Below are 26,435 nucleotides of genomic sequence, written 5' to 3'. Positions count from 1 at the left end.
TTCTCCATCAGAATATTCGGGATCGACGCAGATAACTGCACATTTGCCGCCCATTCCACTGGGCCTGCATAAAGATGCGGTGCGATTTGCGCGTTATAGACTTCAGCCATCGCCGCGATCTTCTTGGTTTCCCAAATGCCACCCGAGCGGCCCAATGCAGGTTGCAGGATTGTCGCCGCGCCAGAGCGCAGCACGGGCGCGAATTCGGCCTTGGTGGTCAACCGCTCGCCTGTTGCCACAGGGATGTTCACAGCGCCGGCCACCTTCGCCATCTCAGCCACATTATCCGGTGGGATCGGTTCTTCGTACCAAAGCGGGCTGTAGGGCTCAATTGCCTTGCCCAGCCGGATCGCGCCGCCCGTGCTGAATTGCCCGTGCGTGCCAAACAACAGGTCAGCGCGGTCGCCAACGGCCTCTCGGATCGCCTTGCAGAAAGCAACTGAGAGCGAGATATCATGCATCGAAGGCATATGCCCGCCGCGGATCGTGTAGGGGCCGGCAGGGTCGAATTTGACGGCAGTGTAGCCTTTCGCGACCATGTCTTGCGCGACTTCTGCCGCCATTTCAGGGCTGGCCCAAAAGTCGGGGAGCGGATGGGACGGGCGCGGATAAAGATAGGTATAGGCCCGGATGCGGTCGTTCATACGCCCACCGATCAGCGCATGGACGGGGCGGCCCCGGTCTTTGCCCACAATGTCCCAGCAGGCCATCTCCAGCCCCGACCACGCGCCAATCACCGTCAGATCAGGGCGCTGCGTGAAACCTGCGGAATAGACACGACGGAACATCAGTTCAATGTTTTCAGGGCTTTCGCCTGCCATGTGCCGCTCAAACACGTCTTTGATGACAGCTTTCATTGCCTCTGGCCCGATGGAGGAGGCATAGCATTCGCCATAGCCAACCACGCCGGTATCTGTCGTCACTTTCGGGATGATCCAATAGCGCCCCCCCCATCCCGGTGCAGGTGGGGCGGTGACAATCACGTCAAGATCGGCGAGTTTCATCTTCTGGCTCCTTGCCGGTTGCGTGGATTATCATCCACTTCCATTCGATCAATCAAAAACAATGACATTGCGCTTGGCGCTGCCGGTTTTGGTATCGGCAATCGCCTCATTAATCTGCGCAAGCGTCCAGCGCCCTGAAATCAGCTCGTCCAGTTTCAAGCGCCCTTGCACATAAAGGTCGACCATCCACGGGATATCGCGGGCAATCACGACATCGCCCATTTTTGAGCCAACCATGCCTTGCCCGGTCGCTGCCAGCATCACCGGCTCATAGGTCGACATCGCGCCCGAATGGGGCATGCCGACCATGATGACTTTGCCGCCACTGGCCAGATAGTGCGGCGCGGTGTCATAGGCGGGTATTGCACCGACGGTCACGAACACCGCGTCCGCACCGCGCCCCATCGCAGCCTTGGCCGCGCGCCACGGTTTCTTGTCCGTTGCAAGGACACCATCCGTCGCGCCAAATTCCTTGGCGATAGCGAGTTTTTCTTCCGACATGTCCACTGCAATGATCCGCCGTGCGCCTGCAATGCGCGCGCCCTGGATTGCGTTCAATCCTACGCCACCCGCACCGATCACCACGACATCCTGACCGGCGCGCAAACCAGCGGCATTAACCACCGCCCCGACCCCGGTGATAACGCCGCACGCAAGAAGCGACGCCGCCTCCATCCCGATGCCGCCTGGCAATTTCACAATCTGGCTTTGATCGACGACCACGCTTTCGGCAAAACCGCCTGTGTTCATCGCCTGAAGCAAAGGTTCACCATTTTCACCGCTGATCGGTCCGGTCGCCATGTCACTTTCACATGCGACGGGCTTGCCACCCGCGCAGGACGGGCAACTGCCACAGGCACGGATCAGCGTGACGACCACCGGATCACCCACCGCGACACCGCGTACGCCGTCACCGACTGCGGTGATGTGTCCTGCCGCCTCGTGTCCGTATACCGCCGGCAGTGCCCCGCCCCAGCCACCATCAATAAACGAAATGTCCGAATGGCAGATCGCGCAGGCTTTCAGCTTCACTTCGACTTCCCCCATGTTGGGGGCGGCGAGAGTGACTGTCTCGATGGTCAATGGTGCGCCGAATTCACGGCAAACGGCGGCTTTCACTTGAGTCATGCGGGTGGTCCCTGTTGAGCGTGGTTTTGGTGACATTGCGGCGGGTTTTGCGCGGGTGCAAGTCAGAACGCGACCTTACGCAGCGCGCGTGTGTTTCGGGCGCCGCGTTTGCATGAAAACCATGATGCAGCCAATGGTCAAAACGGCGGACAAAAGGAATGGTGCGGTCATGCAATTCATTGGCGTATCATCCAGCCAAATCCTTACCGCTGACGTCGCGCTTTCAGAAAACTAAAAAGAAAAATGGCACCGGCGCTACCGCAAAAACGACGACCCCGACAAAAGCCTGGAACGAAAATAGTCTTGAAGCTCCGGCAATGAAAGCCAGCCCACCGCCACCGCCGAGCAACGAGTTTCCCGGCGTGTTCAGTGCGACCGCCAACAGGACATGCCTATAGCGGTGCAAACTTCGGCCTGTGTTGGAAGGAAAAATCAGCGATAGCTTATTCACTCGGTCCTGAGGGCGCGCATTGTTCAGGTCAGCGACGAACGCCGCCGCCTTTTTCAACGCAAGCCAATCAAGCGCACCCGAAAGGAAAGAAGCTGGCAGGAGACTTGCAAGTACGAAAGACAGAATTAGCGCGCCAACCATGCCCAAGTATACCAGGACCGCAATCTGCCCGCCAAACAGCAGGAGCAGCGCAAAGCCAATTTCGGCGCCTGGAACAAACGGAATGGCAGCGAGCAGGATATACGCCACAAAGGCTGCCATGACCATTCGATGGATCATTGGCTCGTTCATGGGACGCATGTCGGGCACAGCAAAGTCTTTCAGGACGTTCCCCAGAAACCAGCCCCCCAGGATCAACAAGCCATAGATCGCAATGGCTTTTCGTTTTTCAACGAGACCGTCTAGAACCGCGCGCATAGCGGATTTCCCTCTGGATCAAGCGACTGCATGGCCTGAATAACGTCTGCAAGTGACGCGACTTTGCGCTGCGTTGAAAGCGCACCAACAAATGCGATCTCGCGTCTCGACGTCCAGTACCAACGGCGCCGTTCCCAAGTGATCGAAACCTGGATTGTACCGTCATCCTGCACCAACCCATCATAGTCAAACCGTCCACGACTATCGCTTTCGAGCGTGCCGCTGAAACGAATGCCATCCGCGGTCTCCGCTGCGTCATAAGTGCCCGGAGCAAAGCCGCATTGCGTGCAAATATCAGACCAAAACCGACCCTCATCAAAATACAGGCTGTCTGCCAAGTCCGGATTTTGGGCCGGCCCGATCATGCCAGAAAAGACTAGACCGTCCAGAACACCTTCCGCGTTTGCTTTTGCAGCACCGAAAAAAGAGAGAACAAATGCCAAAGCCAAGAAACTGAAAAAACGTGCGACCAATTGTTTCAAACCCTTCAAACGATAGTCTAGGCGACATTTTGAAATCGCGCAAATGCGCGCGCCTCAGCAAATCAAGGAATGACATCCTGGTAGGAGAACCATTGGGATAACCTTATGGCGTTCGCTCCTTCCGCCGCGAAAACCCTTACATCACTGGAAGTCTGGCAAGCCAACGCAGACCTAGTCTACATGGCCCGTCGTTGTCAGAAACGCGTTCCGAATGCCGCGCGAAATCTTCTGTTTGTTCCATGCAGGGCGGGTGCCCCGCCCACCGGGGGCTAGCAATATCTACCAATGTCTTTCCGGTTTGCCTGCCCAATCCCGAAATTGTGCAGTCCTCACCGCAGGTCACTAGGTTAGGATTGGTTCCGAACCGCATCAATTGACGCCTGCGTTTCCCGCGATTTTGCGCGTAGCCATTCTGTAAAACGCAGCACTGGCGCCCTGTTAATAACATCTCTGCGCAGCGCCAATCGATACGGATGCGCTGCAGCAAGATGCTGAGACAGCGGGAATGGGTGCACTACGGTCCCTTGTTCAAGGTCATTCAGGACAAGCGACAGGTGGCAAACCAAAAAGCCGACGTTCTGCTTGACCGCGTCTAGGGCAATGCGTGCGTTGGGATAGTTGACGCCACGATCCGGCCCGCTCTTGCGGTGACCATATTTTTCGAACCAATCGACCCAACCGGGTTGGTCTTCGTTTTCGAGCTGCGCTGACAGATGCAGAAGCGGCATACCTTCCATCTGGAAGACCCGATCAAAATCCGCAATGCGCCGCGTGTTATCTGTCCCGGTCACCGGTACAAGCAGATCGTGGTACAGGGCTTCTGCGTCAGCGTCGCTGCACTCAATGCGCAGGTCAGGCGATCCCAACCGTACTGGGACATCGCCAGATCCATTGATACAAAAAAGCAGGTTAGGATGTTCTTTGCGAAACAAGGGCAATCTTGGCAGGAGCCACAGCTCTGCCCAGTCAGGGTCCGCTACGATGTGAATTTCGCTCACGCGTTGAAAATCGAGCGTTTCGGTGACGCGTTCCAATGCCTCAAAGGCAACGCGAAGATCGGCAATCGCTTGATTGAGCACACTCGTCGGCTGCAATCCCGATCTGCCGCGCATCAGCAGGTCTGTCCCAAGGTAGTCTTCCAGCGATCGAATGCGTTGCCCGACCGCAGCAGGCGTAATGCCCAACCGCTTTGCAGTCTCTTTCAGCGACCCTTCGCGGACAGCAAGCTCCAGCGCCTGAAGCGATTTGAGATGGGTCGTTACTGTCATTTAATAAAGCCTACCTTTATCATCGCAAAATTCAATAGTGAATGAAAAAGGCTACCTTTAAGATGCGAAAGAAAATTGAATTTTGAAAAAGTCCAACTCCCGTTCAACATAATGGCATCCAAATTGAAAGGGAGACAGCAATGAAACGCTATATGATTGAACGTGACATTCCGGGCATCGGGGACTTTTCACTGACGGAATTATGCGGTGCCGCACGCGCATCCAACAACGCATTGGCCAATATCGGTCCGAGCATTCAGTGGCAGCATTCCTATGTCGCTGGCGAAAAAACATTCTGTGTTTATCTGGCAGAAAGCGAAGAGGAGATCAGGAAGCATTCTGAGCAAAGTGGTATTCCTTTTGCCAAGATCACTGAGGTTCCCCAGATCATAGACCCTCTGACGGCGAATAATTGAGGGCTGCTTTCGATCAATCAGCGGGCATTTCACTGAATCGACTTGCCCGCTGCAGAAAATGAGATCGCGCGATTGCTGCTACCTCACGTGCCCAGTTGCCGCTATGAACGCGTTCAGATGCCCTGCATATTCCTCGGGCTGCTCCACACAAGGCAAATGCCCAGCGCGCCGGATCAGCGCGATTTGTGACCCCGGTACCAGATCAACCGTTTCGCGCACCAGATCAGGCGGCGTTGCCCCGTCTTCGCTGCCCGCGATCCCCAGGGCCGGGATGCGTAAACCACTTGTCGAAGTATAGAAATCGCTCCCTGAAATCGCGGCGCTGACACCGCAGTATCCGGCAACCTGCGTTGCCTCCAGCATCGCTTTCCACGGGGCCATGTCGGGTTTTGCGTAGAAACCTCGGCTGAACCAGCGGCGCATTACCTCATCGGATACGGCGGCCATGCCATTGGCACTGATAACGGCGATCCTGTCTTGCCAGAGCTTGGGATTGCCGATCTTGGCCGCGGTATTCGACAAGACCATTGCACGGATCAGATCAGGGCGTTTGACAGCCAACCCCTGCGCCACCATGCCACCGACCGATAGGCCGACAAACATGGCATCTTTGATGCCGCAGGCATCGCAAACAGCCTCCGCGTCACCAACCAGTTGCCCCATTGAATAGGGCGCGTCAGGCACGCTTGATCCGCCATGACCACGGGTGTCATAACGGATGATACGCAAGCCGGCTGGGAGCAGCGGCAAGATCAGGTCCCAGAGATGCAGCGTCGTCCCCAGCGAATTGGAGAAAACAACCGCCGGCCCATCACGCGCGCCCTCATCGCGCAGATGGATCTGCGTGCCATCTGGTCTGTCAATCAGCCGCGCCGTCATTGTCAGGTCCAATCACCCTATGCGCCATAATCTGCCCATGATCGGAGGCGCGTTTGTTGTCAGGAGCTTCAGGATGTGATCCATCCGTGAGCAGGTCGTTCAGCAAGCAAAAAGACGTCATCTGGCCGATACTGTCGTCAGGTTATTGACGTTGAAGCTGATAATCGTGAACCGTGTCATGCCAGCGTTTCCAACGCTCTTGCGAAGACCTGCGCATCGACATTGCCGCCGGTTGCGACAGCGATCACCGCATCACCGGTGAATTCATCGGCGTGAAACAGGACTGCCGCAAGTGCAGCGGCCCCGCCCGGCTCTACCACAATGCGCAAACGATCAAAGGCAAGTCCGACCGCGCGCAAGCATTCATCTTCGGTGACAACAATGCCTGGGCCGCAGTGTTCCAGCATGATCGGGAACGTCAGATCGCCCGGTTGCTGGGTGATGATCGCATCGCAAAGTGACCCATCGCGGCGTGCGTTGCTTTCGATCCTGCCGGATTTGAGCGAGCGTGTGACATCGTCAAAACCCTCTGGCTCTGCCGGCCGCACACGCAAGCCCGGCGCATCTGCGGCCAAAGCGAGCGCGATGCCAGAGGTAAGACCGCCGCCACCACAACACACCACCACATTCGCCTCTGTCACACCAAGTGCGATCATGTCGTGCGCGATCTCAAGCCCCGTCGTCCCTTGCCCTGCGATAACGAGCGGTTCGTCAAACGGTTTGATAAGTGTCAGATTGCGTTGCTTTGACAGGCGCTCACCGATTTCATTGCGGTCTTCGGTTGCGCGGTCATAAAGAACCACCTCAGCGCCCAAAGCGCGGGTGTTCCCGATCTTGATGGCAGGTGCATCCGCTGGCATCACGATGACCGCCGGTGCCCCGTGTTCACGTGCGGCCAGCGCCACGCCTTGGGCGTGGTTGCCGCTGGAAAACGCGATGACGCCGGTCTTGAGAGCGTTGTCGGTGAGCGCAGAAACGGCTGACCATCCACCGCGAAACTTGAACGACCCTGTATGCTGCAAACATTCAGCTTTGACGAAAACCCGCCGCCCCGCGATTTCATCCAAGAAAGCGGAGGTCAGGATCGGGGTGCGCCGTGCGTGCCCTGCGATGCGCTTGGCGGCGGCACGGATCATCTGAATGTTCATTTCAGGGCCTCCAGCCATGTGTGAAGCACGTTCAGCGCTTGCGGTTCATCAAGGAAAGGCACATGCCCCCGGTCGGGCACATCGGCGCGCAGCATATCAGGGCGGCGTCGGCTCATTTCATCGGCGGTTTGGGCTGTCAGCAGGTCCGAATTTGCACCACGGACCAATGCAATGGGCAGCCCCGCCAGCGCATCAAACAAAGGCCACAGATCGGGGGCAGGTTGCGCGCCCGCCGCAAGCACGGCGTCTCGTAGTTTTGGATCGTAACGAATCACGAGGCCATCGGGGGTTTCTTTGTAGTGCGCTTCGACTTCCTCCCGCCAACGCTGCATTGGGACATTCTTGAAGTGGGTCCAGGACTTATCACGGAAAGCCGCGGCCTCTGCGTAGGTTTTTTGCGCCGGGTTGTGTCCGATATATTCCTTGATGACATCAAGACCCCTGTCCGCGATCTCAGGGCCAATGTCATTGAGTGCCACCCCAAGCAAACGCTCCTTCACCGTTGCAGCCAGCACCATCGCAATCAGCCCACCGCGCGAAGTGCCAAGGATCGCCGCCTTTTCCAGCCCCAGATGATCCATCAGCGCCAGCACATCAGCGGCTTCCTGCGCGATGGAATAGCTCTCTGGCTCCGCCCAATCGGATTGCCCGCGCCCGCGATAATCGGGTCGGATCAGGCGCACTGGCAAATGCGGGACCACATGATCGAAGTCGGCCCCATTGCGTGTCAGGCCCGCCAGCGCGATGACGGGTATGCCCGTCCCCTCATCGCAGTAGTAAAGCTTGCATCCGTCGTTGGCAGTGTAAAATGGCATCAGGTGAACTCCGGTATCGTCGCAAGATCAGACAGAATATGGTGCGGCTTGGCGTAGAGCCTGTCGACGGGCTCTCCCGCACGATTGACCCAAACGGTTTGGAACCCATAACCCGCCGCACCAGCTGCGTCCCAGCCGTTTGAGGAAACAAACAAGACGTTGTCAGGTGTGCCGCCAAAGAGTTGGCAAACAAGGTCATAGACGCGCGCATGGGGCTTAAAGACGCCCACGGCCTCGACACTGAGGACGGCGTTGAGCAATCCGTCGAGCCCTGCAGACGTCACAGCTTCGTCCAATAACTGAGGTGATCCGTTCGACAAGATCGCCGTTGCGACACCGCGATCCTTGAGGGCTTTCAACATTCCTACAACCTCTGGATAGGCCGACAATTCGCGGTAGAGTGCCAGCAATCTGGCGCGTGTATTCTCATCGCTGAGCCCATGCGCCTCCATCGCCCAATCAAGCCCGTCTTTGGTGACTTGCCAGAAATCACAATGCCGGTCGGCCACAGTTCTGAGCCAGGTGTATTGCAACTGCTTGAGCCGCCAATCACGGGCAAGCGCTGGCCAGACCTCTTTGAGGTCTTGGTGTGCCGGTTCTTGGGCCGCGCGGGCGGCGGCGGAGTTGACATCAAACAATGTGCCGTAGGCATCAAAGACAAAAGTAGTGATCGGCATCGGGTCCTCGGATCTTTTGGGGTATCGTGTCACGGCGGGCGGCAACCGAAAAGAGGAGATCGGTTTGCAATGCCTGTTTCACGCAAATATGGTGCCGGCTTTATGCAATGAACGAAAGAGGTACGACAGATGAGCCAGGTAAAGGCAGGCGATACCGTCCGGATCACATACAAAGGCACGCTTAATGACGGAGAGATGTTCGACAGCTCCGAAGGCCGCGATCCGCTGGAGTTTGTCGTGGGCTCCGGTCGGATTATCAAAGGGCTTGATGCCGCGATCCCGGGTATGGCTGTTGGCGATACTGCTGACGTAAACGTCCCTTGTGTCGAAGCTTATGGTGAAGTGAACCCCGACGCGCGTCAGGCAGTTCCGCGTGACCAGATCCCAGCAGAGATTCCCGTCGAAGTTGGCACGCAATTGCAGATGCAAACACCGCAAGGGCAGGTCGTGCCGGTCAAAGTTGTTGAAGTGACCGAGACAGAGGTGACTTTAGACGCCAATCACCCGCTGGCGGGGCAAGATTTGAACTTTGCGATTGAGATCGTGGGGATTGACGCTGCTTAAAGGTTCTGCCCGACCGATAGGTCGGGTGCACCCTTGTTTGTTTAAACCAGATGATCCGGCTGCGGCATGCCCAGCACGTGGAACCCACCATCGACGCGAATAATCTCGCCCGTGGTGCAGGCACCCGCATCAGACGCCAGATAAACCGCTGTGCCACCCACCGCATCAAGCGTCGCATTGGATCGCATTGGTGCGTTTTGGTCGGTGTGCTTATACGTCTTGCGCGCCCCACCAATGGCCGCGCCTGCAAGGGTCTTCATCGGCCCGGGGCTGATCGCGTTGACCCGAATACCCTGCGGGCCCAGATCATTCGCCAAATAGCGGGTCGCGGATTCCAACGCGGCTTTCGCCACACCCATCACGTTGTAGAACGGGGTGACACGGTTTGAGCCTTGATATGTCAGCGTGAGCAGTGTGCCGCCATCCGGCATCATCTCAGCCGCACGGCCAGCGACGTCAATGAAAGAATAGCAGGAGATATCAAGCGAGTTCTTGAAGTTCTCGCGGCTGGTGTTGATGAAACGACCTGTCAATTCGCTCTTGTCCGAAAAGGCGATGGCGTGAACGACAAAGTCCAACGTGCCCCATCTCTCTTTCAGCGTGGCAAAGGCTGCGTCCATGCTGGCTTCATCGGTCACATCCACATCGACCATGATGTTTGAGCCAACCGATTGCGCCAGAGGCTCCAACCGTTTGCCAAAAGCTTCGCCCTGATAGGTGAAGGCCAGTTCAGCACCCGCCTCGGCCATCGCTTTCGCAATACCCCAAGCGATCGAGCGTTCATTGGCGACACCCATAATGAGCCCGCGTTTGCCTTGCATTGAAATCGTCATCACATCAGTCCCGCAATTTGGAAAGCAACATAGAGCCGTTGGTGCCGCCAAACCCGAACGAGTTTGTCATCACCGTATCAAGGCCGGCATTTTCTACCAGATCCGTCGCGATTTCGGCCGGATCCAACGCCGGATCGAGCGTTTCGACGTTGATGGAAGGCGCAATGAAGTCGTTTTCCAGCATCAGCAAGCAATAGACTGCCTCTTGCGCGCCCGTGGCTCCTTGGCTGTGGCCCGTCATCGACTTGGTTGAGCTGATCGGCGGGGTGCTGCCTTGGCCAAAGACGCGGCGCACGGCTTCAACCTCGCCCACATCGCCAACCGGTGTCGATGTGCCATGGGCGTTGATGTAACTGACCTTGCGGTCGTCTGGCAGGGTTTTCAAAGCGCCGCGCATCGCCCGCTCGCCGCCTTCGCCGGAGGGGGCCACCATATCGGCACCATCAGAGGTCGCCGCGAAACCGGTCACTTCGGCATAGATTTTGGCGCCGCGCGCTTGTGCGCTTTCCAAGCTTTCCAGCACGACCATCGCGCCGCCGCCCGCGATCACGAAACCATCGCGGTCGGCATCGAATGCGCGGCTCGCGCGTGTTGGCGTGTCGTTATACCTGGAAGACATTGCACCCATCGCGTCAAACAGGCAGGACAGCGTCCAGTCCAGCTCTTCGCCGCCACCTGCGAACATGATGTCTTGTTGGCCCAGTGCAACCTGCTGTGCCGCCATCCCGATGCAATGCAAAGAGGTTGAACAGGCGGAGGTGATCGAAAAATTCATCCCCTTTATCTTATAGGCCGTCGCGAGGTTCGCGCTGACGGTCGAGGACATCGCCTTTGGCACGGCGAATGGCCCGATCCGCTTTGTCGAGCCAGTGTTTTTGACAACTTCATGTGCCGCCATGATCGCCGAGGTTGACGGCCCGCCAGAGCCCGCGATCAGGCCTGTCATCGGGTTGACGACATGATCTTCGCTCAGACCAGCGTCTGCAATGGCCTGTCCCATGGCGATGTGCGCGTATGCCGCACCTGGCCCCATGAAGCGCAGCGTCCGCTTGTCGACATGCTCTTTGATGTCGATTTTCAATGTGCCCGCAATCTGGCTGCGAAACCCGTGGGCAACCATCTCAGGCGCGGCTTCGATGCCGGATTTGCCCGCTTTGAGCGCGGCCAGAACCTCCTCCGCGTTATTCCCGATGGGCGATACAATCCCGAGACCTGTGACAACGACACGGCGCATGGGCACCTCTCCTTCTTATTGGGCGTATTTCTTGGTGTTCAGCTCTCGGACAGAGCGACCTTCATATCAGTGACTTGGTAGATGACGTCGCCGTCAGCTTCGACAATGCCATTTGCCACACCCATCGTCAGGCGGCGGGTTTGGATGGCTTTCGTGAAATCTACCTTATAGGTCAACATCTTACGATCGGGGCGTACCATGCCGGTCAGCTTCACTTCGCCGACACCAAGCGCATAGCCGCGCCCTTTCCAGCCGCGCCAGCCAAGGTTGAAACCAGTGAGCTGCCACAGACCGTCAAGGCCCAAGCAACCGGGCATAATCGGGTTTCCGGGAAAGTGGCAGTCAAAAAACCACAGGTCCGGGGTGATATCGAATTCAGCAACCACATGACCTTTACCGTGCAAACCACCATCGCCGGAGATCTCCGTGATCCGGTCCATCATCAGCATGGGCGGCGCAGGGAGCTGCGCGTTTCCCTCGCCAAAGAGTTCCCCTCTGGAACATTTCAGCAGGTCTTCTTTGTCGAAACTGGAGGGATAATCGGCCATGGAGGGGGTCTCATTGTTGTTGACTGCGTTGCCTGACCTCTAGCACTTGGTTGTTTATCAGGGCAAGTCCGACCATTTTCCTGCGGATTTCAATTGATCCGCGGGATATTCTTCCCATATAGATGAGAACAGTTATCAAAAAAGAGTGCTTATGACCGAGATTGCAACAGAACGCAGCACGCAGTGGTTGTCTGGCGCGGGCCTGCGCCCGACACGCCAGCGCATGACTTTGGCGTCTTTGCTGGTTGGTGATGGGCAGGACCGGCATGTGACCGCCGAGAGCCTTTTTGAAGCGGCGACCAATGCGGATGAGAAGGTTTCGCTCGCGACCGTTTACAATACATTGCGTGCATTCTGTGACGCTGGTTTGATGCGTGAGATTACGGTTGATGGCTCCAAAAGCTACTTTGACACCAATATGACCGATCACCCGCATTTTTATTGGGAAGATACGTCAAAACTGACGGACGCGCCGTCAGAGCAACTTGAAATCAAACATCTGCCTGATGCGCCAGAAGGGGCTGAGATTGCATCTGTCGATGTGGTCATTCGGTTGCGCCGCAAATAGTCCCGTTAGGGTGGATGATGATCCAACTCACGTTCTGACCTAACTTTACCGATAATTAACCTTGGTTGCGCAGACTTTGCGCATGTCCAATTATCGGCGACCTAAAGTGCCCGGCGGCACGTATTTCTTTACCGCGCGTCTGCAGGATCAACGCAGTGACTTGTTAGTCACCCATATCGAAACTCTGCGACATGCAACGCGCCTTTGTCTCAAGCGCTGGCCGTTCAGCATCGATGCGGCTGTGGTTTTGCCCAACGCGTTGCATATGATCTGGACATTACCCGCCGACGATGCCGATTATTCCAAACGCTGGCGGATGATTAAGACGACGTTCTCGCGGCATGTGCCCGCACCTGATTACGTGCCGCCCAGCCATCAACGACGGGGCGAAAAAGGCATCTGGCAACGCCGCTTTTGGGAGCATCTGATCCGCGACAACGATGACATGGACAAGCACCTGCATCTGATCCGCTCCGCGCCGATCCATGCCGGGCTGACAAAGAGGCCAAGTGAATGGCCCTATTCGTCTTTTGCACAGGCGTCAGTGCGGCGCGTCAAAACCATTGACCGGGTTCCATCATCCCCAAATCCAAAAGCTGCTGTGGCGACCATTCGAAATCTGCCGACTGCGGCCAGTGAAAACTGTTGATGACATCACGGCTGCCTGGATTGCGCCGCAACGCCTTTGCCGTCCGGAAAGACGCCACCGCCGCCGTCAGGTTATGGTGCCACGGGCAAGAAACAGTGTTGTATTCCGCCAGATTGAAGCTGCGATCCGGCAACATCTCAAGCCCTGCCTGCGCCTGAAAAAATGACACGCGGTCGGTGCGTTGCCGATCTTTCGGGATGTGATCCTCAAAGCGCCAGCGCAGCCCGCCTGCAACATGCAGTTGGCGCTCAAGCGTCTCGCCTGCCGCGTCATGTTGCGCGAGCGCATAATATCCTGATTTATCGAAACACGCCGTGTCGCGGTCTACGCCATTGGGATGCGCTGTAAGGTCTTTGGCATAGAGATCGATCACATAGGACATTACGGATTTGCGCCGTTCTTCCTGCATGAACGTCAGCATTTCACGCACATTGCGGGTCTCGCAGAACGGGTAATAGAGGTATTCGCCATTGTAGCAGTAATAAAACCACATGCCGGGCAATGCTTTTATCAGGGCATTTGCGAGAGCTGGCATGGCGTTGTCGGCGCTCACATCATAGTCAAGCTTGTGGGGGGCCTCCGCGTGCTCTGTCATTGCCGGTAGACCGACGGCGACAACCTGCGCAAATCCGAGGCTTTGCAAATGCGCGAAAGTGCTGGCCACTTCCACGGTATCCTCGACCAAGACCAATGCCACGGGCCCCGGTGTCAGGGCCTGCTTGGCTTTTGCGATGAGGGTGGACAGATCGAGGAAGTGCATGGGGCGCAAATTCGGTCAATTTGCCACGCATTGCAAGCCATCTGCTGAGTGGTTAGAAGGCATGGAAATTCCCTGATTATATGAGCCCTGCGATGTCCGCGCCCAAAAAGCTTTATATCAAGACCTACGGCTGTCAGATGAACGTCTACGACAGTGAACGCATGGCCGAGGCGCTGGGCGGCAATGGCTATGTCGAAACCAAGACGCCTGATGATGCGGATATGATTCTGCTCAACACCTGCCACATTCGCGAAAAAGCGGCAGAGAAGGTTTATTCAGAGCTGGGCCGTTTCAAAGGGCTGAAGGCGGAAAAACCGGACCTGAAAATCGGTGTGGCGGGTTGTGTCGCGCAGGCCGAAGGTGAAGAGATTATCAAACGCCAGCCGATGGTTGATCTGGTTGTTGGTCCGCAAAGCTATCACCGGTTGCCGGCGATGGATGATGCGATCCAGACCGGAGCAAAGGCGCTCGATACGGATTTTCCCGATGACGACAAGTTCGACACGCTCAAGAAGCGTGCAAAGGGCAAGCGCGGGCCGACTGCATTCTTGACCGTGCAGGAAGGCTGCGACAAATTCTGTGCCTTTTGTGTCGTGCCGTACACGCGCGGGGCAGAGGTGTCGCGCCCCGCTGACCGTGTCGTGCGTGAAGCGCAAGAATTGGTCGAGGCGGGTGTGAAAGAGATCACATTGCTTGGGCAGAACGTGAATGCCTATCATGGGCATGAAGGCGGTCTGGCAGGTCTGATCTGGGCGCTCGATAAAGTCGATGGGTTGGAGCGTATTCGTTTCACCACATCGCACCCAAATGACATGGATGATGCGCTGATTGAGGCGCATGCCACCTGCGGCAAGCTCATGCCGTATCTTCATTTGCCCGTTCAATCTGGCTCTGACCGGATCTTGAAGGCGATGAACCGCAAGCACACGGGCAAAAGCTATGTGCGCTTGATTGATAAAATCCGCGCCACAAAGCCGGATTTGCTGTTGTCTGGTGATTTCATTGTCGGTTTCCCCGGAGAGACGGAGCAGGATTTCGAAGACACGATGCAGCTCGTGCGCGATGTGCATTATGGACAGGCTTACTCATTCAAATACTCCACCCGCCCCGGCACGCCTGCCGCTGAAAAGCCGCAACTCCCCGAAGACGTCATGAACGATCGCTTGCAGCGGTTGCAGGCTTTGTTGCGCCAGCAACAGCAGGAAACCCAGGCAGCGATGGTTGGTCGCGAAGTGAAAGTGCTGTTCGAGAAGGCGGGCCGCGAAGCCGGGCAGATGATCGGTAAATCCGAATACCTGCACGCGGTCTATGCTGATGCACCTGTGGATGTCATCGGGCAGATCCGGCGGGTCAGGATTGTGCAAGACAGCCCCAACTCGCTGAACGGTGAGTTGTTTTAGGGACATGGACTGTCGCCGCGCCAACCTGACGCATGAATTTCAATGACATTTCGGTCAAGCGACTTGCGCCTTGCGGTCTGACTTGCCACGATAGCTATATATAGACTCAAAGGAGAGCTGATTGGCCACTGGCGCCCTGACCCCACCCGCTGAAGCCCCCACAGAAACACTGTTGGAATTTCCCGACAACTTTTTGCTGATTGATCTTTGCGGCGAATACGACCGCAACCTCACCACCATCGAAGAAAGCCTTGGCGTGCAGATTATCCGGCGCGGCAATCAGCTTGGGGTTTTGGGCGAGGCGGAAGCCCGTCATGATGCCGGGCAAGTCTTGCAGGCGCTCTATAGCAGGCTGGAGGCCGGTCGGTCACTTGAACCGGGTGATCTGGACCGTGAACTACGCATGGGGCCAGAGCTGCTCACCCCACAAGGCGGCGATCAGATCGAGCTTTTCAAAGGCGAAACCGCGCGGGTTGAGATCAAGACCCGCAAGAAGCTGATTGAACCACGCACCGATGCCCAAAAAGCTTATGTGAAATCGCTTTTTGACAATGAGCTTGCCTTCGGCATTGGGCCGGCGGGTACTGGCAAGACCTATCTGGCAGTTGCCGTAGGCGTGAACATGTTGATTAGCGGGCATGTGGACAAGATCATCCTGTCGCGTCCGGCGGTGGAGGCGGGTGAAAAGCTCGGCTATTTGCCTGGCGATATGAAGGACAAGGTCGATCCCTATATGCAGCCGCTGTACGACGCCTTGAATGATTTTTTGCCCGGCAAGCAGTCGGCCAAGATGATGGAAGAAAAAGTGATCGAGATCGCGCCCTTGGCTTTCATGCGCGGTCGGACGTTGTCGAATGCCTTTGTCGTATTGGATGAAGCGCAAAACGCCACGACCATGCAGATGAAGATGTTTCTGACCCGGTTGGGCGAAGGCTCACGCATGGTCATCACCGGCGACCGAACGCAGATCGATTTGCCGCGCGGGATGAATTCGGGGCTTTGGGATGCGGAGCGGCTGCTCAAGAACATCCCGAAGATCAGTTTCAATTACTTTACCTCAAAGGATGTGGTCCGCCATCCCTTGGTGGCGGCGATTATTGAAGCCTATGAGAAAGATGAGACCAACTAGCGTGCAGTGTATTCGGGCTTTCATGCCATTGCGTTTTTCGCAATGACAGTCGATTGCATCATCGAAGACGACCGGTGGTCCGATATTGAAGGCCTTGCCGCAATCGCCACAGACGCGACCCTGAACCACCTCGGCTTTGAGCCTTCCGTCTTTGAGATCAGCATCCTTGCTTGCGATGATGCGCGCATTGCTGCCCTCAACGCGGATTTCCGTGATAAGCCAAAGCCGACAAACGTGCTGAGTTGGCCGTCTGATGAACGTGCCGCTGCCGAGGATGGCGAAATGCCATTGTCGCCCCAGATCGGTCCGGATAATGCGCTTGGTGATATCGCTGTCGCCTATGACACCTGCGCAAGCGAAGCCAAGGCGGCAGGCAAACCGATACACGACCACACGATTCATTTACTTGTGCATGGCACGCTTCATCTATTGGGTTTCGACCATGAACGTGACCGTGACGCCACCCTGATGGAGGGGTTGGAAACAGAGATACTTGGCAAATTGGGTCTTCCTGACCCATATAAGGATTAGCGGGGCCGTCCGGCCCATATAGGTAAGGATAAAATGGGCGACACTGGCGACGGTCCATCTAGTGCAGCGCAAAGCGCGCATGAGGATCACAACGACACGCAATCGGGGCTGTTTGCCCGATTGAAAAACGCAATCCGTCCCCCTGCGACGCCTCGTATTCACGCGGTTACGCCAATAGAAACAGTGCGCGCCGCGGGGTCTGTTCTCGGAATGCTCAACCTGCGCCGGATGCGGGTCGAAGATGTGGCTGTGCCCAAGCCCGATATTATAGCGGTTCCCTTGACGATCACCAAAGATGAGTTGGTGACGGTATTCCGTGACAGCGGCAAAACCCGTGTGCCTGTTTACGACGGCACGCTGGACACCCCGATCGGCACGGCAAACCTCAAGGATTTTGCCTTGTTGCATGGCTTCAACGGTGACAGCCCTGAAATGGACCTGCGCGAAATGGTTCGCCCGTTGATCTACGTGCCGCCGTCGATGCCGCTGGGCGTGCTGCTGCAAAAGATGCAGGCAGAGCGCATCCATATGGCCTTGGTGATCGACGAATATGGTGGCACGGATGGGTTGGTCACGATTGAAGATGTGATCGAACAGGTCGTGGGCGAAATCGAAGATGAGCATGACATCGAAGAAGCCAAGAGCTGGACGATGGAAAAGCCGGGCTGCTATCTGGCACAAGCGCGCACAGATCTGGATGATTTTGAAGCCGAGATCGGGATGCGTCTGACCGACCACGAAGAGATCGACGAGGAAGAGATCGATACGCTCGGTGGATTGGTTACCATGCTCGCGGGGCATCTTCCGGCCCGCGGAGAGGTGATCTTGCACCCGTCAGGCCCGGAATTCGAAGTCGTCGATGCTGATCCGCGTCGCGTGAAACGCCTGCGCGTGCGCCTTTCGGCTGCCAGAAATGGGTGACTTTCTGCGGCAAATTCTGCTGCGGCGGAAATGGTTGCAGTTCGTCATCCTGGCTCTGGCCGGGGCTGCCGCAGGATTGGGACAGGCGCCGTTTGATCTATGGTTCGTGACGATTGCGGTCTTTGGACTGTTGTTTTCGCTTTACCCGTCGGTGACATCGCCGCGCCAGAGCGCCTTTGTTCTTTGGTGCTTGGGGGTTGGCTACTTCGCATTCAGTTTGCGCTGGATTGTGGAGCCGTTTTTGGTTGATGTGGCGCGCTACGGATGGATGGCACCGTTTGCCCTGTTCCTTATGGCGGCCGGGGGTGCGATATTCTGGGCTATCGCCGGGTGGTTTGCGGCGCGCTTTGCACCCAATAGCGGCAGCTTGCTGGCGCTGGCGCTGGTCGCGGTTGAAATCGCGCGATCCTTGATCTTCACCGGATTTCCATGGGCATTGATAGGACATATCTGGATCGCCACCGATCTGGCGCAACTGGCGGCCTTTGGCGGGCCGCATCTTTTGTCGTTGGTCACTGTTGGTTCTGGCTTGCTGGTGGCCGCCCTGTTCAATCGCCATTATTTGAGCGGTTCAGCAGGGCTCGCGGCACTTGCAGCGCTGGCATTTTTCTTGCAGCCAGCGCCGTCCGTCGAAGCAAGCCCGGATGCGCCGGTTGTTCGCCTTGTCCAGCCCAACGCGCCTCAGGATCAGAAGTGGGATCCTACTCTGCGCGATCTGTTCCTGAACCGGATGATTGCGCTGTCTTCAGAAGGGGATGTGCCTGATCTGGTGGTTTGGCCCGAAACCTCCGTGCCTTACATGTTGGGGCAAATCGAAGGCGATATGCGTGTCCTGACCGATTCCGCGAGAGGTGCGCCACTGGTCTTCGGAATTCAGCGGCGCAACATGGACGGCCAGTATTTCAACAGTCTGGTTGTGGCTGATGCCGATGGGCAGGTGCAAAGCCTTTATGATAAGCGTCATCTTGTCCCGTTTGGCGAATACGTCCCCGGCGCGCGTTTGTTGGGGCGCATGGGGATGGCTGGTCTGGCTGGCAACCTCGGCGTGGGTTTCACGCCCGGATCGGACGGCAACATCGTTGACCTGCCGGGGATTGGTGAGGCGGTCGCGCTGATTTGCTATGAAGGCATTTTTGCGGAAGAGATTACTTACGAAGAACGCCCCCGGCTTCTGCTTCTTATTACCAATGATGCCTGGTTTGGGCAGTCAGCAGGTCCAAGCCAGCATCTCGCGCAGGCGCGTCTGCGGGCAATCGAACATGGTTTGCCAATGGTGCGTGTCGCCAATACCGGGATCAGTGCTGTGTTCGATGGAAAAGGACGCAGCATGGGGTCAATGCCGCTGAACGTGGACAGGGCACTCGATGTGGAGTTGCCGCCTGTTTCGCCAGAGACGATCTATGTGCGCGTGGGCGACTGGCCGGTGTTTGGAATTATCGCTTTGCTCATGTTCGGCTCCATTATCTGGGCACGGCGCGATAGCGATTGACCTTCCCCGTTGCGCCGCATAGGACGGTGTTCAGTTCTGTCACAACGGCTTCCTGACGTGGCAGGTTTCTTTATCGGAGCACATTCCCATGGCACGCCAAAACTATATCTTTACGTCGGAATCAGTTTCCGAAGGTCACCCGGACAAAGTCTGTGACCGGATTTCGGATGCGGTCCTTGATGCGTTTATTTCCGAAGAACCCGAGGCGCGCGTAGCCTGTGAAACCTTTGCGACCACAAACCGCGTCGTGATCGGCGGAGAAGTCGGTCTGTCAGATAAATCGAAGCTGCATGATTACATGGGCCGCGTCGAAGATATCGCGCGGGCTTGCATCAAAGATATCGGCTACGAGCAGGATAAGTTCCATCACGCGACTTGCAAGATCACCAACCTGCTGCACGAACAATCCGCCCATATCGCGCAAGGCGTCGATGCCGCCACCGACAAGGATGAGGGTGCAGGCGATCAAGGCATCATGTTTGGCTATGCCACGACAGAGACCGATGCGCTTATGCCCGCGCCGATCCAATACGCCCATGCGATCTTGCGCCGCTTGGCGGAGGCGCGTAAATCCGGCGCAGAACCAACATTGCGACCCGATGCCAAAAGCCAGGTTTCGCTGCGTTATGAGAATGGCAAGCCGGTTGAGGCGACAACGATCGTGCTTTCAACCCAGCACGCCGATGAAAGCCAGACGAGCGATGACATCCGCGCGATTGTTGAGCCCTATATTCAAGAAGTGCTGCCTTCGGGCCTAATTACCTCCAAGACAGAGTGGTGGGTGAACCCGACAGGGACGTTTGTCATTGGCGGACCTGACGGGGATGCCGGTTTGACGGGTCGCAAGATCATTGTTGATACCTATGGTGGTGCGGCGCCGCATGGGGGTGGTGCGTTCTCGGGTAAAGACCCCACGAAAGTGGACCGCTCCGCCGCTTATGTTGCGCGTTATCTGGCCAAGAATGTTGTGGCGGCTGGCATGGCGGAACGCTGCACCATCCAATTGAGTTATGCGATTGGTGTGGCCAAACCGCTGTCGATTTATGCGGAGACGCATGACACCGGCGAGGTTGATCCGGCCGCCATTGAACGGGCTATCGCGCAGGTCATTGACCTGACCCCACGCGGTATCCGTGAGCATCTCGGTTTGAACAGGCCAATCTATGAGCGTACAGCGGCCTATGGTCACTTTGGGCGTGCGCCAGAAGCGGATGGCGGATTTAGCTGGGAACGGACCGATCTGGTAGATGCGTTGAAAGCGGCTGTTTGATCCACCCTACATTTGCACTGCACCCGCAGGATTGCTAAAGCCCCGCCATGAGCAAAACCAACCATCCCTCCGGTGCGCCTTGGCGCAACTTTTATGGCCGTTTTCGTGGCAAGACGATCCGTGCGTCACAGCACGACTACCTTGAGAATGATCTGGCTCCGCTATCGCCGGGGCCGGTGTCTTGGGATGAGAATCCCGCGCGCGCACCGCTTGATGTTGCTGCGCTTTTTGGGGGCAGTGACGTCTGGCTTGAGATTGGTTTTGGCGGTGGTGAACATCTGGTGCATATGGCCGAAACCTATCCCGAGATCGGCTTGATTGGGTGTGAGCCTTTCATCAACGGGGTTGCGATGTTGCTGGGCAAAATTCGCAAGGCGAAGGTTGAAAACCTGCGCGTTCATCCCGGCGATGTGCGCGACCTGTTCGATGTTTTGCCCGACGCGAGCCTGAGCAAGGTCTTTCTCAATTATCCTGATCCGTGGCCCAAAAAGCGCCATCATCGCCGTCGGTTTGTGACCCCAGAGCATCTTGCGCCTTTGCACCGTGTGATGAAGCCGGGGGCTGAATTGCGTGTCGCCACTGATATTCCGGATTATGTGCGCCAGACGCTTGAGCAGGTGCCCCGGCATGGTTTTGAATGGTTGGCCGAAGGGCGGGCGGATTGGCGCGATCCATGGGGTGACTGGATTTCGACCCGCTACGAACAAAAGGCCCTGCGTGAAGGCCGCACGCCGCATTATCTGACCTTTCGCAGTCTGTGAGCGCTGAAGCCTCCGGCGGGAGTTTTTTTGGCAAGATGATGCAGCTGCGATGGACCCTTTGTGTGTGCTGCGCTATGTGCGGGGCGCAATAAAGAGGAATACCTGATGTCTGGTCATGGCACGCCAATCCCGATGATCTCTCGCCCTTGTGGCCCGCTCTCTGGTGAGGCGCATGTGCCTGGTGACAAGTCGATCTCGCATCGCGCACTTATTCTTGGGGCGATGGCTGTAGGCGAGACCAAGATCACGGGGCTGCTTGAGGGCGAGGATGTTCTTGATACCGGCAAGGCGATGCAGGCATTTGGTGCGCAGGTGATAAATCACGGTGCCGGCACTTGGTCGGTGCATGGTGTTGGTGTCGGTGGGTTTGCCGAGCCGGACAATGTGATTGATTGCGGCAACTCTGGCACCGGCGTGCGCTTGATTATGGGCGCGATGGCGACCTGTCCCATTACGGTGACCTTTGCCGGGGACGCGTCTTTGAACGGTCGCCCGATGAGGCGCGTGACGGATCCTTTGGCGCTGTTTGGCACCCGTGCTGTTGGTCGTGAAGGCGGTCGATTGCCTATGACGCTTGTGGGTGCTGCCGACCCGGTTCCAGTGCGCTACGCGGTGCCTGTGCCATCTGCACAGGTGAAATCGGCGGTTTTGTTGGCTGGATTGAATGCGCCGGGTAAAACCGTTGTGATTGAGAAAGAAGCCACACGCGATCACACCGAGCGGATGTTGCAGGGGTTTGGCGCGATATTGTCGGTTGAGGAAACGGATGAAGGTCGTGTCATCACCCTTGACGGGCAGCCTGAGTTGCGGCCGCAAACGATTATTGTTCCGCGTGATCCATCTTCGGCTGCCTTTCCTGTGTGTGCTGCGATTATCACGCCTGGCTCTGACGTGTTGGTGCCCAATATCGGATTGAACCCAACCCGTGCGGGGCTGTTTACCACGTTGCAGGAAATGGGCGCCGATCTGACCTTTGAGAACATGCGCGAAGAGGGCGGCGAACCTGTCGCCGATCTACGCGCGAAGTTTTCGCCTGATTTGCGCGGTATTGCCGTGCCTCCTGCCCGTGCCGCCAGCATGATTGATGAATATCCTGTGCTGTCAGTTGTCGCCTCTTTTGCAAAAGGCATCACCGACATGCAAGGTGTGAAGGAGCTTCGCGTCAAAGAGAGTGACCGGATCGATGCAATGGCCAAAGGTCTGCGCGCGGCTGGTGTGCAGGTCGATGAAGGACCGGATTGGTGGCGGGTCACCGGACTTGGCCATGGCAATGTCCCCGGAGGCGTGACCGTCGCCAGTCAATTGGATCACCGTATCGCCATGGCCTTTATGGTCATGGGAATGGCGACGCACAAACCGATGGCGGTTGACGATGGCAGCCCTATTGCCACGTCCTTTCCGATTTTTGAGCGCTTGATGGGTGATCTCGGCGCTGATCTTCTTCGCGATAGCCTATGAGCTTTACCGTGGCTATTGATGGCCCCGCCGCAGCGGGCAAGGGCACGATTTCAAAGGCCGTCGCCGCGCGTTTCGGTTTTGCGCATCTTGATACGGGCCTGCTTTACCGCGCGGTTGGTGCAAAGGTGCTTGCGGGTGCTGCGCCGGTTGCGGCGGCCCGTGCGCTGTCGCCTGTGGATTTGGAGCGTGATGCGTTGCGCACGCCCGCAGTTGCCCAAGCAGCCAGTGAGATTGCCGTGAATGCAGAAGTCCGTGCGGCTTTGGTTGCATTTCAACACGAATTTGCCTGTCGTGAAGGTGGGGCTGTCTTGGACGGCCGCGATATCGGCACGGTGATTTGCCCCCAGGCGGATGTGAAACTTTTCGTAACTGCCAGCCCTGAAACCCGCGCACGGCGTCGGTTTGATGAGATGGTGAATAAGGGTATGGATGTCGCGTATGACAGCGTGCTGGCGGATGTGAGAGAACGCGACGCGCGTGACCAAAGCCGCGCAGCGTCCCCTTTGGTTGCTGCTGAGGATGCGATTTTGCTGGATACCTCTGATCTGACGATTGAAGCGGCAGTTGCGCAGGCTATCGCTGCCGTTGATGCCGTCTACCCCGACGCTGGCTGATGTTGCAGCCTATCACCAAAGCTTGCATTGGGTGTGTGCATTCTGGCCTGTAGGCTCTGCAAAAATTTGGAGCGCCCGACCATGATCCGCATATTTGTTGTCCTTGCCATGCTGTGGCCCATCTCATTGTCTGCACAAGACGCCGAGCCCCCGATGACCCTCGAACGCATGGCGCGGATCGTTGCCGCGCTTGACCCCGATGCGGAGCTGACAGGTGCCGGCTTCCTGCTGACAATAGAGGATATCCCTGTCTTGATTGTGACAGATCAAGCAGCGAACCGGATGCGGGCGATGGTACCGATCCGGTCGGCTGAGGTGATGAGTGCTCAGGAATTACAACGCGTCATGCAAGCCAATTTTGATAGCGCCCTCGATGCCAGATACGCCATTGCGCAGGGGCGCCTATGGGGTGTCTATCTGCATCCGCTGGCAGAGTTGCAGCGCGATCAGCTGATTTCGGGCATTGCCCAGACGGTGAATGTCGCCAAGTCCTACGGGACGCTCTATTCCAGTGGGGCAGGGCAGTTTGGCGGTGGTGACAGTGGCGCGCTGCAACGGGAATTGATCGAAGATTTGCTGGAACGTGGTCAGGATATCTGATCCAGTGTGGGAATGACCCACCGCGTAATTGATCTTGAAACCTGGCCGCGCGCCGCCCAATTCCACCTCTTTCGCAGCTACCGACAACCGCATTATGCCACCACGACCCGGCTGGATGTGACGCACCTGATGGGACGCAAGGCGGCGGGTGTATCCATTTATCGCGGCTGTCTTTATGCGATCGGGGCGGGGATACATGCCGTCCCAGAGCTTTGTTTGCGCTTTCGCGGCGACACCGTTGTGACGCATGACGCGATTACCCTGTCGATGACTGTACCGACCGATGTGGGCAGTTTTGGCTACGCCTATGTCCCATTTCAGGCTGATTTTGCGGAATTTGACCGTCAGGCGCGGGCGTTGATTGGCAAGGCGGCATCTGGTGGCGTGCTTGACGCTAACAGTGGCGCACGTGATGATCTTGCCTATCTATCCTGTATGCCGTGGTTGGATTATACGTCGATTAACAATGCGTTGCCCGGCCCGGATGACTGCATTCCGCGTGTTACTTGGGGCAAGATCGTTGCGCGGGATGGCCGTTGGGATATGGCGATGACGCTGGAGGTGCATCATGCGTTGGTCGATGGTGCGCAGGTGGGCGCCTATTTTGCTGCGACGCAAGTGGCGCTCAACGCTATTTGAGGATTTTTAATGAACCATTTGATTAATTAACGCGTTGGTTTATTAAGGGGTATGTCATCCGCACAAACCCTCGACGCCGCGTTTGCGGCTCTCGCCCATCCCACGCGCCGCGCCATTCTTGCCCGGCTCGCAAAGGGGGAGGCGACGGTGAATGAACTCGCTGCCCCATTTGAGATGAGCTTGCCCGCGATTTCCAAACATATCCGCGTGCTTGAGGGGGCGAACCTCATCAGGCGCAGACGTGAGGCGCAATTCCGACCTTGCACGTTGAATGCGGAGCCATTGGCCGCAGTTGCCGCATGGACGGATGAATATCGCCACATCTGGGATGCCAGATTTGATGCGCTGGACGACATAATCAAGACAATGAAACCCACGGAAGGGGAAGGCCATGACTGACTGGGTCAAGATCACACGCACGTTCGATGCACCAATCGCAACTGTATGGGACATGTGGGCAGATCCTGCCAACTTCCAAAAATGGTATGGCCCGAATGGTTTTTCAGTGCCCGTCGCTGAAATGGATGTCACCGTTGGCGGAACCCGTAAAATCTGTATGGAAATGAAGATGCCAGACCAGACTATGTCGATGTGGTTCACGGGAACCTATCAAGAGGTCAGCGCGCCGCATCGCCTTGTCTATACTGAAAGCATGTGTGACGCCGAAGGCAATGTCATGTCTCCAAAGGACATGGGCATGCCTGAGGGGACGCCTGAAGTGACGGAGGTTGTTGTCGAATTGACCGAAGAGGGCGGCAAGACGGTGATGACACTGACCCACATTGGCGTTCCTGCGGGGACACCGGGCGAAGGTGGATGGATGCAGGCCGTTGACAAAATGGGACGTCTGCTGGACGCAAGCTAACGCGTCTTATCCACCTTGTCTGGCTCTTGGCTGTCCCCTACGGTCATAATCGTTAGGGGCGCCACATCTTGGACAGAGACTGGATCATCATCATTGTGCTCGGCTTTGGCTGGGGGACTTCGTTCTTTTTCAACGAGGTGCTTTTGCGCGAAATGGGACCGCTCGCGGTGTCGTTTGTGCGTGTTTCCATGGCCGCCGCTTTTTGCTGGTTCTGGCTCTTTGCCACACGGTGCAATCCCCGCGTCGATATGGCCATGCTGCCGAAATTTGCCTTTATGGGGGCCATGATGTTCGCGATCCCATTTGCGGTCTATCCGATCGGGCAGCAGTTCGTGGCAAGCGGCGTTGCTGGGATCGTGAATGCACTGACGCCAGTTATGGTCGTTATCGTATCCCACTTTTGGCCGGGCGGAGAACGGGCAACTCTGCTCAAGTCGCTGGGTGTCATGGCTGGGTTCTTGGGGATTGCGTTGCTTACGGTGCGGGCTATGTCTGCCGATGGATCGTCTCAGGTCTGGGGGACGCTTTTGATCATGCTTGCACCCGTCAGCTATGCCTTCGCAATGAATTATGTGCGTCGCCTGTTTAGCATCAACGTCACCGTTATGCTGGCGTGGTCCTTCGCATTTGCAGCGTTGTTTATGCTGCCCTTTGTGGTCGCGTTTGAAGAACTCCCCTCTGCGTTGTCGATGCAATCATGGGGCGCGATCATCATTCTGGGCTGCCTGTTGACGGGGGCGTCCTTCTTGATCGCGATGCGGATTTTGCCGAGGGCAGGGGCGACCAAGACCTCGACCGTCACGTTTATTGCGCCAGTCTCTGCCGTCCTGATCGGCTACTTTGTGCTGCAAGAAGAGCTGGGCATTCTGCATTTCGCTGGCATGGCGGCAATCTTCCTTGGACTGCTATTGATCGAC

Annotated in this window: 31 protein-coding genes, 1 pseudogene and 1 riboswitch; of the genes and pseudogenes, 18 read left to right on the top strand and 14 right to left on the bottom strand. The window is 57.0% G+C overall.

Translation table 11 applies throughout. The features are described 5' to 3' along the window. From ACFDSS_RS04075 to ACFDSS_RS04055, 5 genes are all read right to left on the bottom strand, one after another. Positions 1 to 1,004 (bottom strand): mandelate racemase/muconate lactonizing enzyme family protein (locus ACFDSS_RS04075; protein ID WP_375254488.1); only part of this gene is annotated, 1,004 nt, incomplete at its 3' end. Between the two features lie 48 nt (positions 1,005 to 1,052). After that, the gene (locus tag ACFDSS_RS04070; RefSeq protein WP_375254487.1) at positions 1,053 to 2,132 is read right to left on the bottom strand and encodes an alcohol dehydrogenase catalytic domain-containing protein; all 1,080 of its coding nucleotides are present in this window, start codon (positions 2,130 to 2,132) and stop codon (positions 1,053 to 1,055) included. A gap of 223 nt (positions 2,133 to 2,355) precedes the next feature. Further along, positions 2,356 to 3,000: a hypothetical protein gene (locus tag ACFDSS_RS04065; RefSeq protein WP_375254486.1), complete on the bottom strand. Its 645-nt coding sequence runs from the start codon at positions 2,998 to 3,000 to the stop codon at positions 2,356 to 2,358. Further along, positions 2,985 to 3,482 carry a hypothetical protein gene (locus tag ACFDSS_RS04060; protein ID WP_375254485.1) on the bottom strand — a complete coding sequence of 166 codons (498 nt, stop codon included), beginning with the start codon at positions 3,480 to 3,482 and terminating at the stop codon, positions 2,985 to 2,987. Before ACFDSS_RS04060 ends, ACFDSS_RS04065 begins: the two co-directional genes overlap by 16 nt. Positions 3,483 to 3,829: 347 nt before the next feature. After that, on the bottom strand, positions 3,830 to 4,750 hold the full coding sequence (locus tag ACFDSS_RS04055; RefSeq protein ID WP_375254484.1) for a LysR family transcriptional regulator: 921 nt from the start codon (positions 4,748 to 4,750) through the stop codon (positions 3,830 to 3,832). A 140-nt stretch (positions 4,751 to 4,890) separates the two neighbouring features. Between ACFDSS_RS04055 and ACFDSS_RS04050 the strand changes: the two genes are divergently transcribed. Continuing rightward, positions 4,891 to 5,166, top strand: a complete 276-nt coding sequence (locus ACFDSS_RS04050; protein ID WP_375254483.1) for a DUF4242 domain-containing protein — start codon at positions 4,891 to 4,893, stop codon at positions 5,164 to 5,166. A gap of 78 nt (positions 5,167 to 5,244) precedes the next feature. Here ACFDSS_RS04050 and pcaD read toward each other — a convergent pair whose 3' ends face one another. The 5 genes and pseudogenes from pcaD to ACFDSS_RS04025 form a co-directional block, all read right to left on the bottom strand. Further along, the gene (gene pcaD / locus ACFDSS_RS04045) at positions 5,245 to 6,045 is read right to left on the bottom strand and encodes a 3-oxoadipate enol-lactonase (protein WP_375254482.1); all 801 of its coding nucleotides are present in this window, start codon (positions 6,043 to 6,045) and stop codon (positions 5,245 to 5,247) included. Further along, a pseudogene (locus ACFDSS_RS04040) lies at positions 6,026 to 6,175 on the bottom strand (alpha-1,4 polygalactosaminidase); the annotation flags it as partial. The pseudogene ACFDSS_RS04040 and the gene pcaD, both read right to left, overlap by 20 nt. Before the next feature lie 46 nt (positions 6,176 to 6,221). Then, positions 6,222 to 7,193 carry a threonine/serine dehydratase gene (locus ACFDSS_RS04035; RefSeq protein WP_375254490.1) on the bottom strand — a complete coding sequence of 324 codons (972 nt, stop codon included), beginning with the start codon at positions 7,191 to 7,193 and terminating at the stop codon, positions 6,222 to 6,224. Continuing rightward, positions 7,190 to 8,008 carry an alpha/beta fold hydrolase gene (locus ACFDSS_RS04030; RefSeq protein ID WP_375254481.1) on the bottom strand — a complete coding sequence of 273 codons (819 nt, stop codon included), beginning with the start codon at positions 8,006 to 8,008 and terminating at the stop codon, positions 7,190 to 7,192. The genes ACFDSS_RS04035 and ACFDSS_RS04030 overlap by 4 nt, the downstream gene beginning before the upstream one ends. Next, entirely contained in the window at positions 8,008 to 8,685 is a 678-nt protein-coding gene (locus ACFDSS_RS04025) for a haloacid dehalogenase type II (RefSeq protein WP_375254480.1), read from the bottom strand. The genes ACFDSS_RS04030 and ACFDSS_RS04025 overlap by 1 nt, the downstream gene beginning before the upstream one ends. 129 nt (positions 8,686 to 8,814) lie before the next feature. Between ACFDSS_RS04025 and ACFDSS_RS04020 the strand changes: the two genes are divergently transcribed. Further along, a complete protein-coding gene (locus tag ACFDSS_RS04020) occupies positions 8,815 to 9,249 on the top strand; it encodes a peptidylprolyl isomerase (RefSeq protein ID WP_375254479.1) in 435 nt (144 codons plus the stop codon). Positions 9,250 to 9,290: 41 nt separating this feature from the next. On the opposite strand, the gene ACFDSS_RS04015 is transcribed toward ACFDSS_RS04020, so the two are convergent. The 3 genes from ACFDSS_RS04015 to fabA are packed head-to-tail and all read right to left on the bottom strand — an operon-like array spanning position 9,291 to position 11,864. Beyond that, a complete protein-coding gene (locus tag ACFDSS_RS04015) occupies positions 9,291 to 10,082 on the bottom strand; it encodes an enoyl-ACP reductase (RefSeq protein ID WP_375254478.1) in 792 nt (263 codons plus the stop codon). A 4-nt stretch (positions 10,083 to 10,086) separates the two neighbouring features. Next, positions 10,087 to 11,316, bottom strand: coding sequence for a beta-ketoacyl-ACP synthase I (gene fabB, locus ACFDSS_RS04010; RefSeq protein WP_375254477.1), 1,230 nt, complete (start codon positions 11,314 to 11,316; stop codon positions 10,087 to 10,089). 38 nt (positions 11,317 to 11,354) lie between these two features. Then, positions 11,355 to 11,864: a bifunctional 3-hydroxydecanoyl-ACP dehydratase/trans-2-decenoyl-ACP isomerase gene (fabA, locus tag ACFDSS_RS04005; RefSeq protein WP_375254476.1), complete on the bottom strand. Its 510-nt coding sequence runs from the start codon at positions 11,862 to 11,864 to the stop codon at positions 11,355 to 11,357. Positions 11,865 to 12,015: 151 nt separating this feature from the next. On the opposite strand from fabA, the gene irrA reads away from it, so the two are divergent. Both irrA and ACFDSS_RS03995 read left to right on the top strand, forming a co-directional pair. Further along, a complete protein-coding gene (gene irrA, locus ACFDSS_RS04000) occupies positions 12,016 to 12,432 on the top strand; it encodes an iron response transcriptional regulator IrrA (RefSeq protein WP_375254475.1) in 417 nt (138 codons plus the stop codon). A gap of 106 nt (positions 12,433 to 12,538) precedes the next feature. After that, positions 12,539 to 13,081: a transposase gene (locus tag ACFDSS_RS03995; protein ID WP_375254474.1), complete on the top strand. Its 543-nt coding sequence runs from the start codon at positions 12,539 to 12,541 to the stop codon at positions 13,079 to 13,081. Here ACFDSS_RS03995 and ACFDSS_RS03990 read toward each other — a convergent pair. Beyond that, positions 12,987 to 13,841, bottom strand: coding sequence for a hypothetical protein (locus ACFDSS_RS03990; protein WP_375254473.1), 855 nt, complete (start codon positions 13,839 to 13,841; stop codon positions 12,987 to 12,989). The two genes, ACFDSS_RS03995 and ACFDSS_RS03990, sit on opposite strands and share 95 nt — an antisense overlap. Positions 13,842 to 13,933: 92 nt before the next feature. On the opposite strand from ACFDSS_RS03990, the gene miaB reads away from it, so the two are divergent. From miaB to ACFDSS_RS03920, 14 genes are all read left to right on the top strand, one after another. Then, positions 13,934 to 15,241 carry a tRNA (N6-isopentenyl adenosine(37)-C2)-methylthiotransferase MiaB gene (gene miaB, locus ACFDSS_RS03985; RefSeq protein ID WP_375254472.1) on the top strand — a complete coding sequence of 436 codons (1,308 nt, stop codon included), beginning with the start codon at positions 13,934 to 13,936 and terminating at the stop codon, positions 15,239 to 15,241. Between the two features lie 121 nt (positions 15,242 to 15,362). Continuing rightward, positions 15,363 to 16,370 (top strand): PhoH family protein, encoded by a 1,008-nt coding sequence (locus ACFDSS_RS03980; RefSeq protein WP_375254471.1) that lies wholly within the window; start codon positions 15,363 to 15,365, stop codon positions 16,368 to 16,370. 42 nt (positions 16,371 to 16,412) lie between these two features. Beyond that, positions 16,413 to 16,901 carry an rRNA maturation RNase YbeY gene (gene ybeY / locus ACFDSS_RS03975; RefSeq protein ID WP_375254470.1) on the top strand — a complete coding sequence of 163 codons (489 nt, stop codon included), beginning with the start codon at positions 16,413 to 16,415 and terminating at the stop codon, positions 16,899 to 16,901. A 33-nt stretch (positions 16,902 to 16,934) separates the two neighbouring features. Then, positions 16,935 to 17,822: a transporter associated domain-containing protein gene (locus ACFDSS_RS03970; protein WP_375254469.1), complete on the top strand. Its 888-nt coding sequence runs from the start codon at positions 16,935 to 16,937 to the stop codon at positions 17,820 to 17,822. Continuing rightward, positions 17,815 to 19,311 (top strand): apolipoprotein N-acyltransferase, encoded by a 1,497-nt coding sequence (lnt, locus tag ACFDSS_RS03965; RefSeq protein WP_375254468.1) that lies wholly within the window; start codon positions 17,815 to 17,817, stop codon positions 19,309 to 19,311. The genes ACFDSS_RS03970 and lnt overlap by 8 nt, the downstream gene beginning before the upstream one ends. 33 nt (positions 19,312 to 19,344) lie before the next feature. Beyond that, positions 19,345 to 19,392, top strand: a riboswitch (SAM-SAH riboswitch). 7 nt (positions 19,393 to 19,399) lie between these two features. Then, positions 19,400 to 20,581 (top strand): methionine adenosyltransferase, encoded by a 1,182-nt coding sequence (gene metK, locus ACFDSS_RS03960; protein WP_375254467.1) that lies wholly within the window; start codon positions 19,400 to 19,402, stop codon positions 20,579 to 20,581. A 47-nt stretch (positions 20,582 to 20,628) separates the two neighbouring features. Next, positions 20,629 to 21,342 (top strand): tRNA (guanosine(46)-N7)-methyltransferase TrmB, encoded by a 714-nt coding sequence (gene trmB, locus ACFDSS_RS03955; RefSeq protein ID WP_375254466.1) that lies wholly within the window; start codon positions 20,629 to 20,631, stop codon positions 21,340 to 21,342. Positions 21,343 to 21,447: 105 nt separating this feature from the next. Further along, positions 21,448 to 22,800, top strand: a complete 1,353-nt coding sequence (gene aroA, locus ACFDSS_RS03950) for a 3-phosphoshikimate 1-carboxyvinyltransferase (protein ID WP_375254465.1) — start codon at positions 21,448 to 21,450, stop codon at positions 22,798 to 22,800. Further along, positions 22,797 to 23,414 (top strand): (d)CMP kinase, encoded by a 618-nt coding sequence (gene cmk / locus ACFDSS_RS03945; RefSeq protein WP_375254464.1) that lies wholly within the window; start codon positions 22,797 to 22,799, stop codon positions 23,412 to 23,414. The genes aroA and cmk overlap by 4 nt, the downstream gene beginning before the upstream one ends. Before the next feature lie 81 nt (positions 23,415 to 23,495). Then, complete coding sequence (locus ACFDSS_RS03940; protein ID WP_375254463.1) at positions 23,496 to 24,014, top strand: hypothetical protein; 519 nt, start codon at positions 23,496 to 23,498, stop codon at positions 24,012 to 24,014. A gap of 12 nt (positions 24,015 to 24,026) precedes the next feature. Further along, positions 24,027 to 24,653 (top strand): CatA-like O-acetyltransferase, encoded by a 627-nt coding sequence (locus ACFDSS_RS03935; protein WP_375254462.1) that lies wholly within the window; start codon positions 24,027 to 24,029, stop codon positions 24,651 to 24,653. 51 nt (positions 24,654 to 24,704) lie between these two features. Next, entirely contained in the window at positions 24,705 to 25,052 is a 348-nt protein-coding gene (locus tag ACFDSS_RS03930) for an ArsR/SmtB family transcription factor (protein ID WP_375254461.1), read from the top strand. Next, on the top strand, positions 25,045 to 25,518 hold the full coding sequence (locus ACFDSS_RS03925) for an SRPBCC domain-containing protein (RefSeq protein WP_375254460.1): 474 nt from the start codon (positions 25,045 to 25,047) through the stop codon (positions 25,516 to 25,518). Before ACFDSS_RS03930 ends, ACFDSS_RS03925 begins: the two co-directional genes overlap by 8 nt. Before the next feature lie 68 nt (positions 25,519 to 25,586). Beyond that, the coding region (locus tag ACFDSS_RS03920) for a DMT family transporter (protein ID WP_375254459.1) at positions 25,587 to 26,435 on the top strand (849 nt) is incomplete at its 3' end.

It is taken from the genome of Yoonia sp. (assembly GCF_042093035.1).
Classification (GTDB): domain Bacteria; phylum Pseudomonadota; class Alphaproteobacteria; order Rhodobacterales; family Rhodobacteraceae; genus Yoonia.
This window is presented reverse-complemented; position numbering and strand designations above follow the sequence as displayed.

What these genes read in the sequence shown, in the direction of transcription:
- ACFDSS_RS04070 (WP_375254487.1), bottom strand. Translation starts at nt 2,132, where the DNA reads ATGACTCAAGTGAAAGCCGCCGTTTGCCGTGAATTCGGCGCACCATTG.
- ACFDSS_RS04065 (WP_375254486.1), bottom strand. Translation starts at nt 3,000, where the DNA reads ATGCGCGCGGTTCTAGACGGTCTCGTTGAAAAACGAAAAGCCATTGCG.
- ACFDSS_RS04055 (WP_375254484.1), bottom strand. Translation starts at nt 4,750, where the DNA reads ATGACAGTAACGACCCATCTCAAATCGCTTCAGGCGCTGGAGCTTGCT.
- ACFDSS_RS04050 (WP_375254483.1), top strand. Translation starts at nt 4,891, where the DNA reads ATGAAACGCTATATGATTGAACGTGACATTCCGGGCATCGGGGACTTT.
- pcaD (WP_375254482.1), bottom strand. Translation starts at nt 6,045, where the DNA reads ATGACGGCGCGGCTGATTGACAGACCAGATGGCACGCAGATCCATCTG.
- ACFDSS_RS04035 (WP_375254490.1), bottom strand. Translation starts at nt 7,193, where the DNA reads ATGAACATTCAGATGATCCGTGCCGCCGCCAAGCGCATCGCAGGGCAC.
- ACFDSS_RS04030 (WP_375254481.1), bottom strand. Translation starts at nt 8,008, where the DNA reads ATGCCATTTTACACTGCCAACGACGGATGCAAGCTTTACTACTGCGAT.
- ACFDSS_RS04025 (WP_375254480.1), bottom strand. Translation starts at nt 8,685, where the DNA reads ATGCCGATCACTACTTTTGTCTTTGATGCCTACGGCACATTGTTTGAT.
- ACFDSS_RS04020 (WP_375254479.1), top strand. Translation starts at nt 8,815, where the DNA reads ATGAGCCAGGTAAAGGCAGGCGATACCGTCCGGATCACATACAAAGGC.
- ACFDSS_RS04015 (WP_375254478.1), bottom strand. Translation starts at nt 10,082, where the DNA reads ATGACGATTTCAATGCAAGGCAAACGCGGGCTCATTATGGGTGTCGCC.
- fabB (WP_375254477.1), bottom strand. Translation starts at nt 11,316, where the DNA reads ATGCGCCGTGTCGTTGTCACAGGTCTCGGGATTGTATCGCCCATCGGG.
- fabA (WP_375254476.1), bottom strand. Translation starts at nt 11,864, where the DNA reads ATGGCCGATTATCCCTCCAGTTTCGACAAAGAAGACCTGCTGAAATGT.
- irrA (WP_375254475.1), top strand. Translation starts at nt 12,016, where the DNA reads ATGACCGAGATTGCAACAGAACGCAGCACGCAGTGGTTGTCTGGCGCG.
- ACFDSS_RS03990 (WP_375254473.1), bottom strand. Translation starts at nt 13,841, where the DNA reads ATGCACTTCCTCGATCTGTCCACCCTCATCGCAAAAGCCAAGCAGGCC.
- miaB (WP_375254472.1), top strand. Translation starts at nt 13,934, where the DNA reads ATGTCCGCGCCCAAAAAGCTTTATATCAAGACCTACGGCTGTCAGATG.
- ybeY (WP_375254470.1), top strand. Translation starts at nt 16,413, where the DNA reads ATGACAGTCGATTGCATCATCGAAGACGACCGGTGGTCCGATATTGAA.
- ACFDSS_RS03970 (WP_375254469.1), top strand. Translation starts at nt 16,935, where the DNA reads ATGGGCGACACTGGCGACGGTCCATCTAGTGCAGCGCAAAGCGCGCAT.
- lnt (WP_375254468.1), top strand. Translation starts at nt 17,815, where the DNA reads ATGGGTGACTTTCTGCGGCAAATTCTGCTGCGGCGGAAATGGTTGCAG.
- metK (WP_375254467.1), top strand. Translation starts at nt 19,400, where the DNA reads ATGGCACGCCAAAACTATATCTTTACGTCGGAATCAGTTTCCGAAGGT.
- trmB (WP_375254466.1), top strand. Translation starts at nt 20,629, where the DNA reads ATGAGCAAAACCAACCATCCCTCCGGTGCGCCTTGGCGCAACTTTTAT.
- aroA (WP_375254465.1), top strand. Translation starts at nt 21,448, where the DNA reads ATGTCTGGTCATGGCACGCCAATCCCGATGATCTCTCGCCCTTGTGGC.
- cmk (WP_375254464.1), top strand. Translation starts at nt 22,797, where the DNA reads ATGAGCTTTACCGTGGCTATTGATGGCCCCGCCGCAGCGGGCAAGGGC.
- ACFDSS_RS03940 (WP_375254463.1), top strand. Translation starts at nt 23,496, where the DNA reads ATGATCCGCATATTTGTTGTCCTTGCCATGCTGTGGCCCATCTCATTG.
- ACFDSS_RS03935 (WP_375254462.1), top strand. Translation starts at nt 24,027, where the DNA reads ATGACCCACCGCGTAATTGATCTTGAAACCTGGCCGCGCGCCGCCCAA.
- ACFDSS_RS03930 (WP_375254461.1), top strand. Translation starts at nt 24,705, where the DNA reads ATGTCATCCGCACAAACCCTCGACGCCGCGTTTGCGGCTCTCGCCCAT.
- ACFDSS_RS03925 (WP_375254460.1), top strand. Translation starts at nt 25,045, where the DNA reads ATGACTGACTGGGTCAAGATCACACGCACGTTCGATGCACCAATCGCA.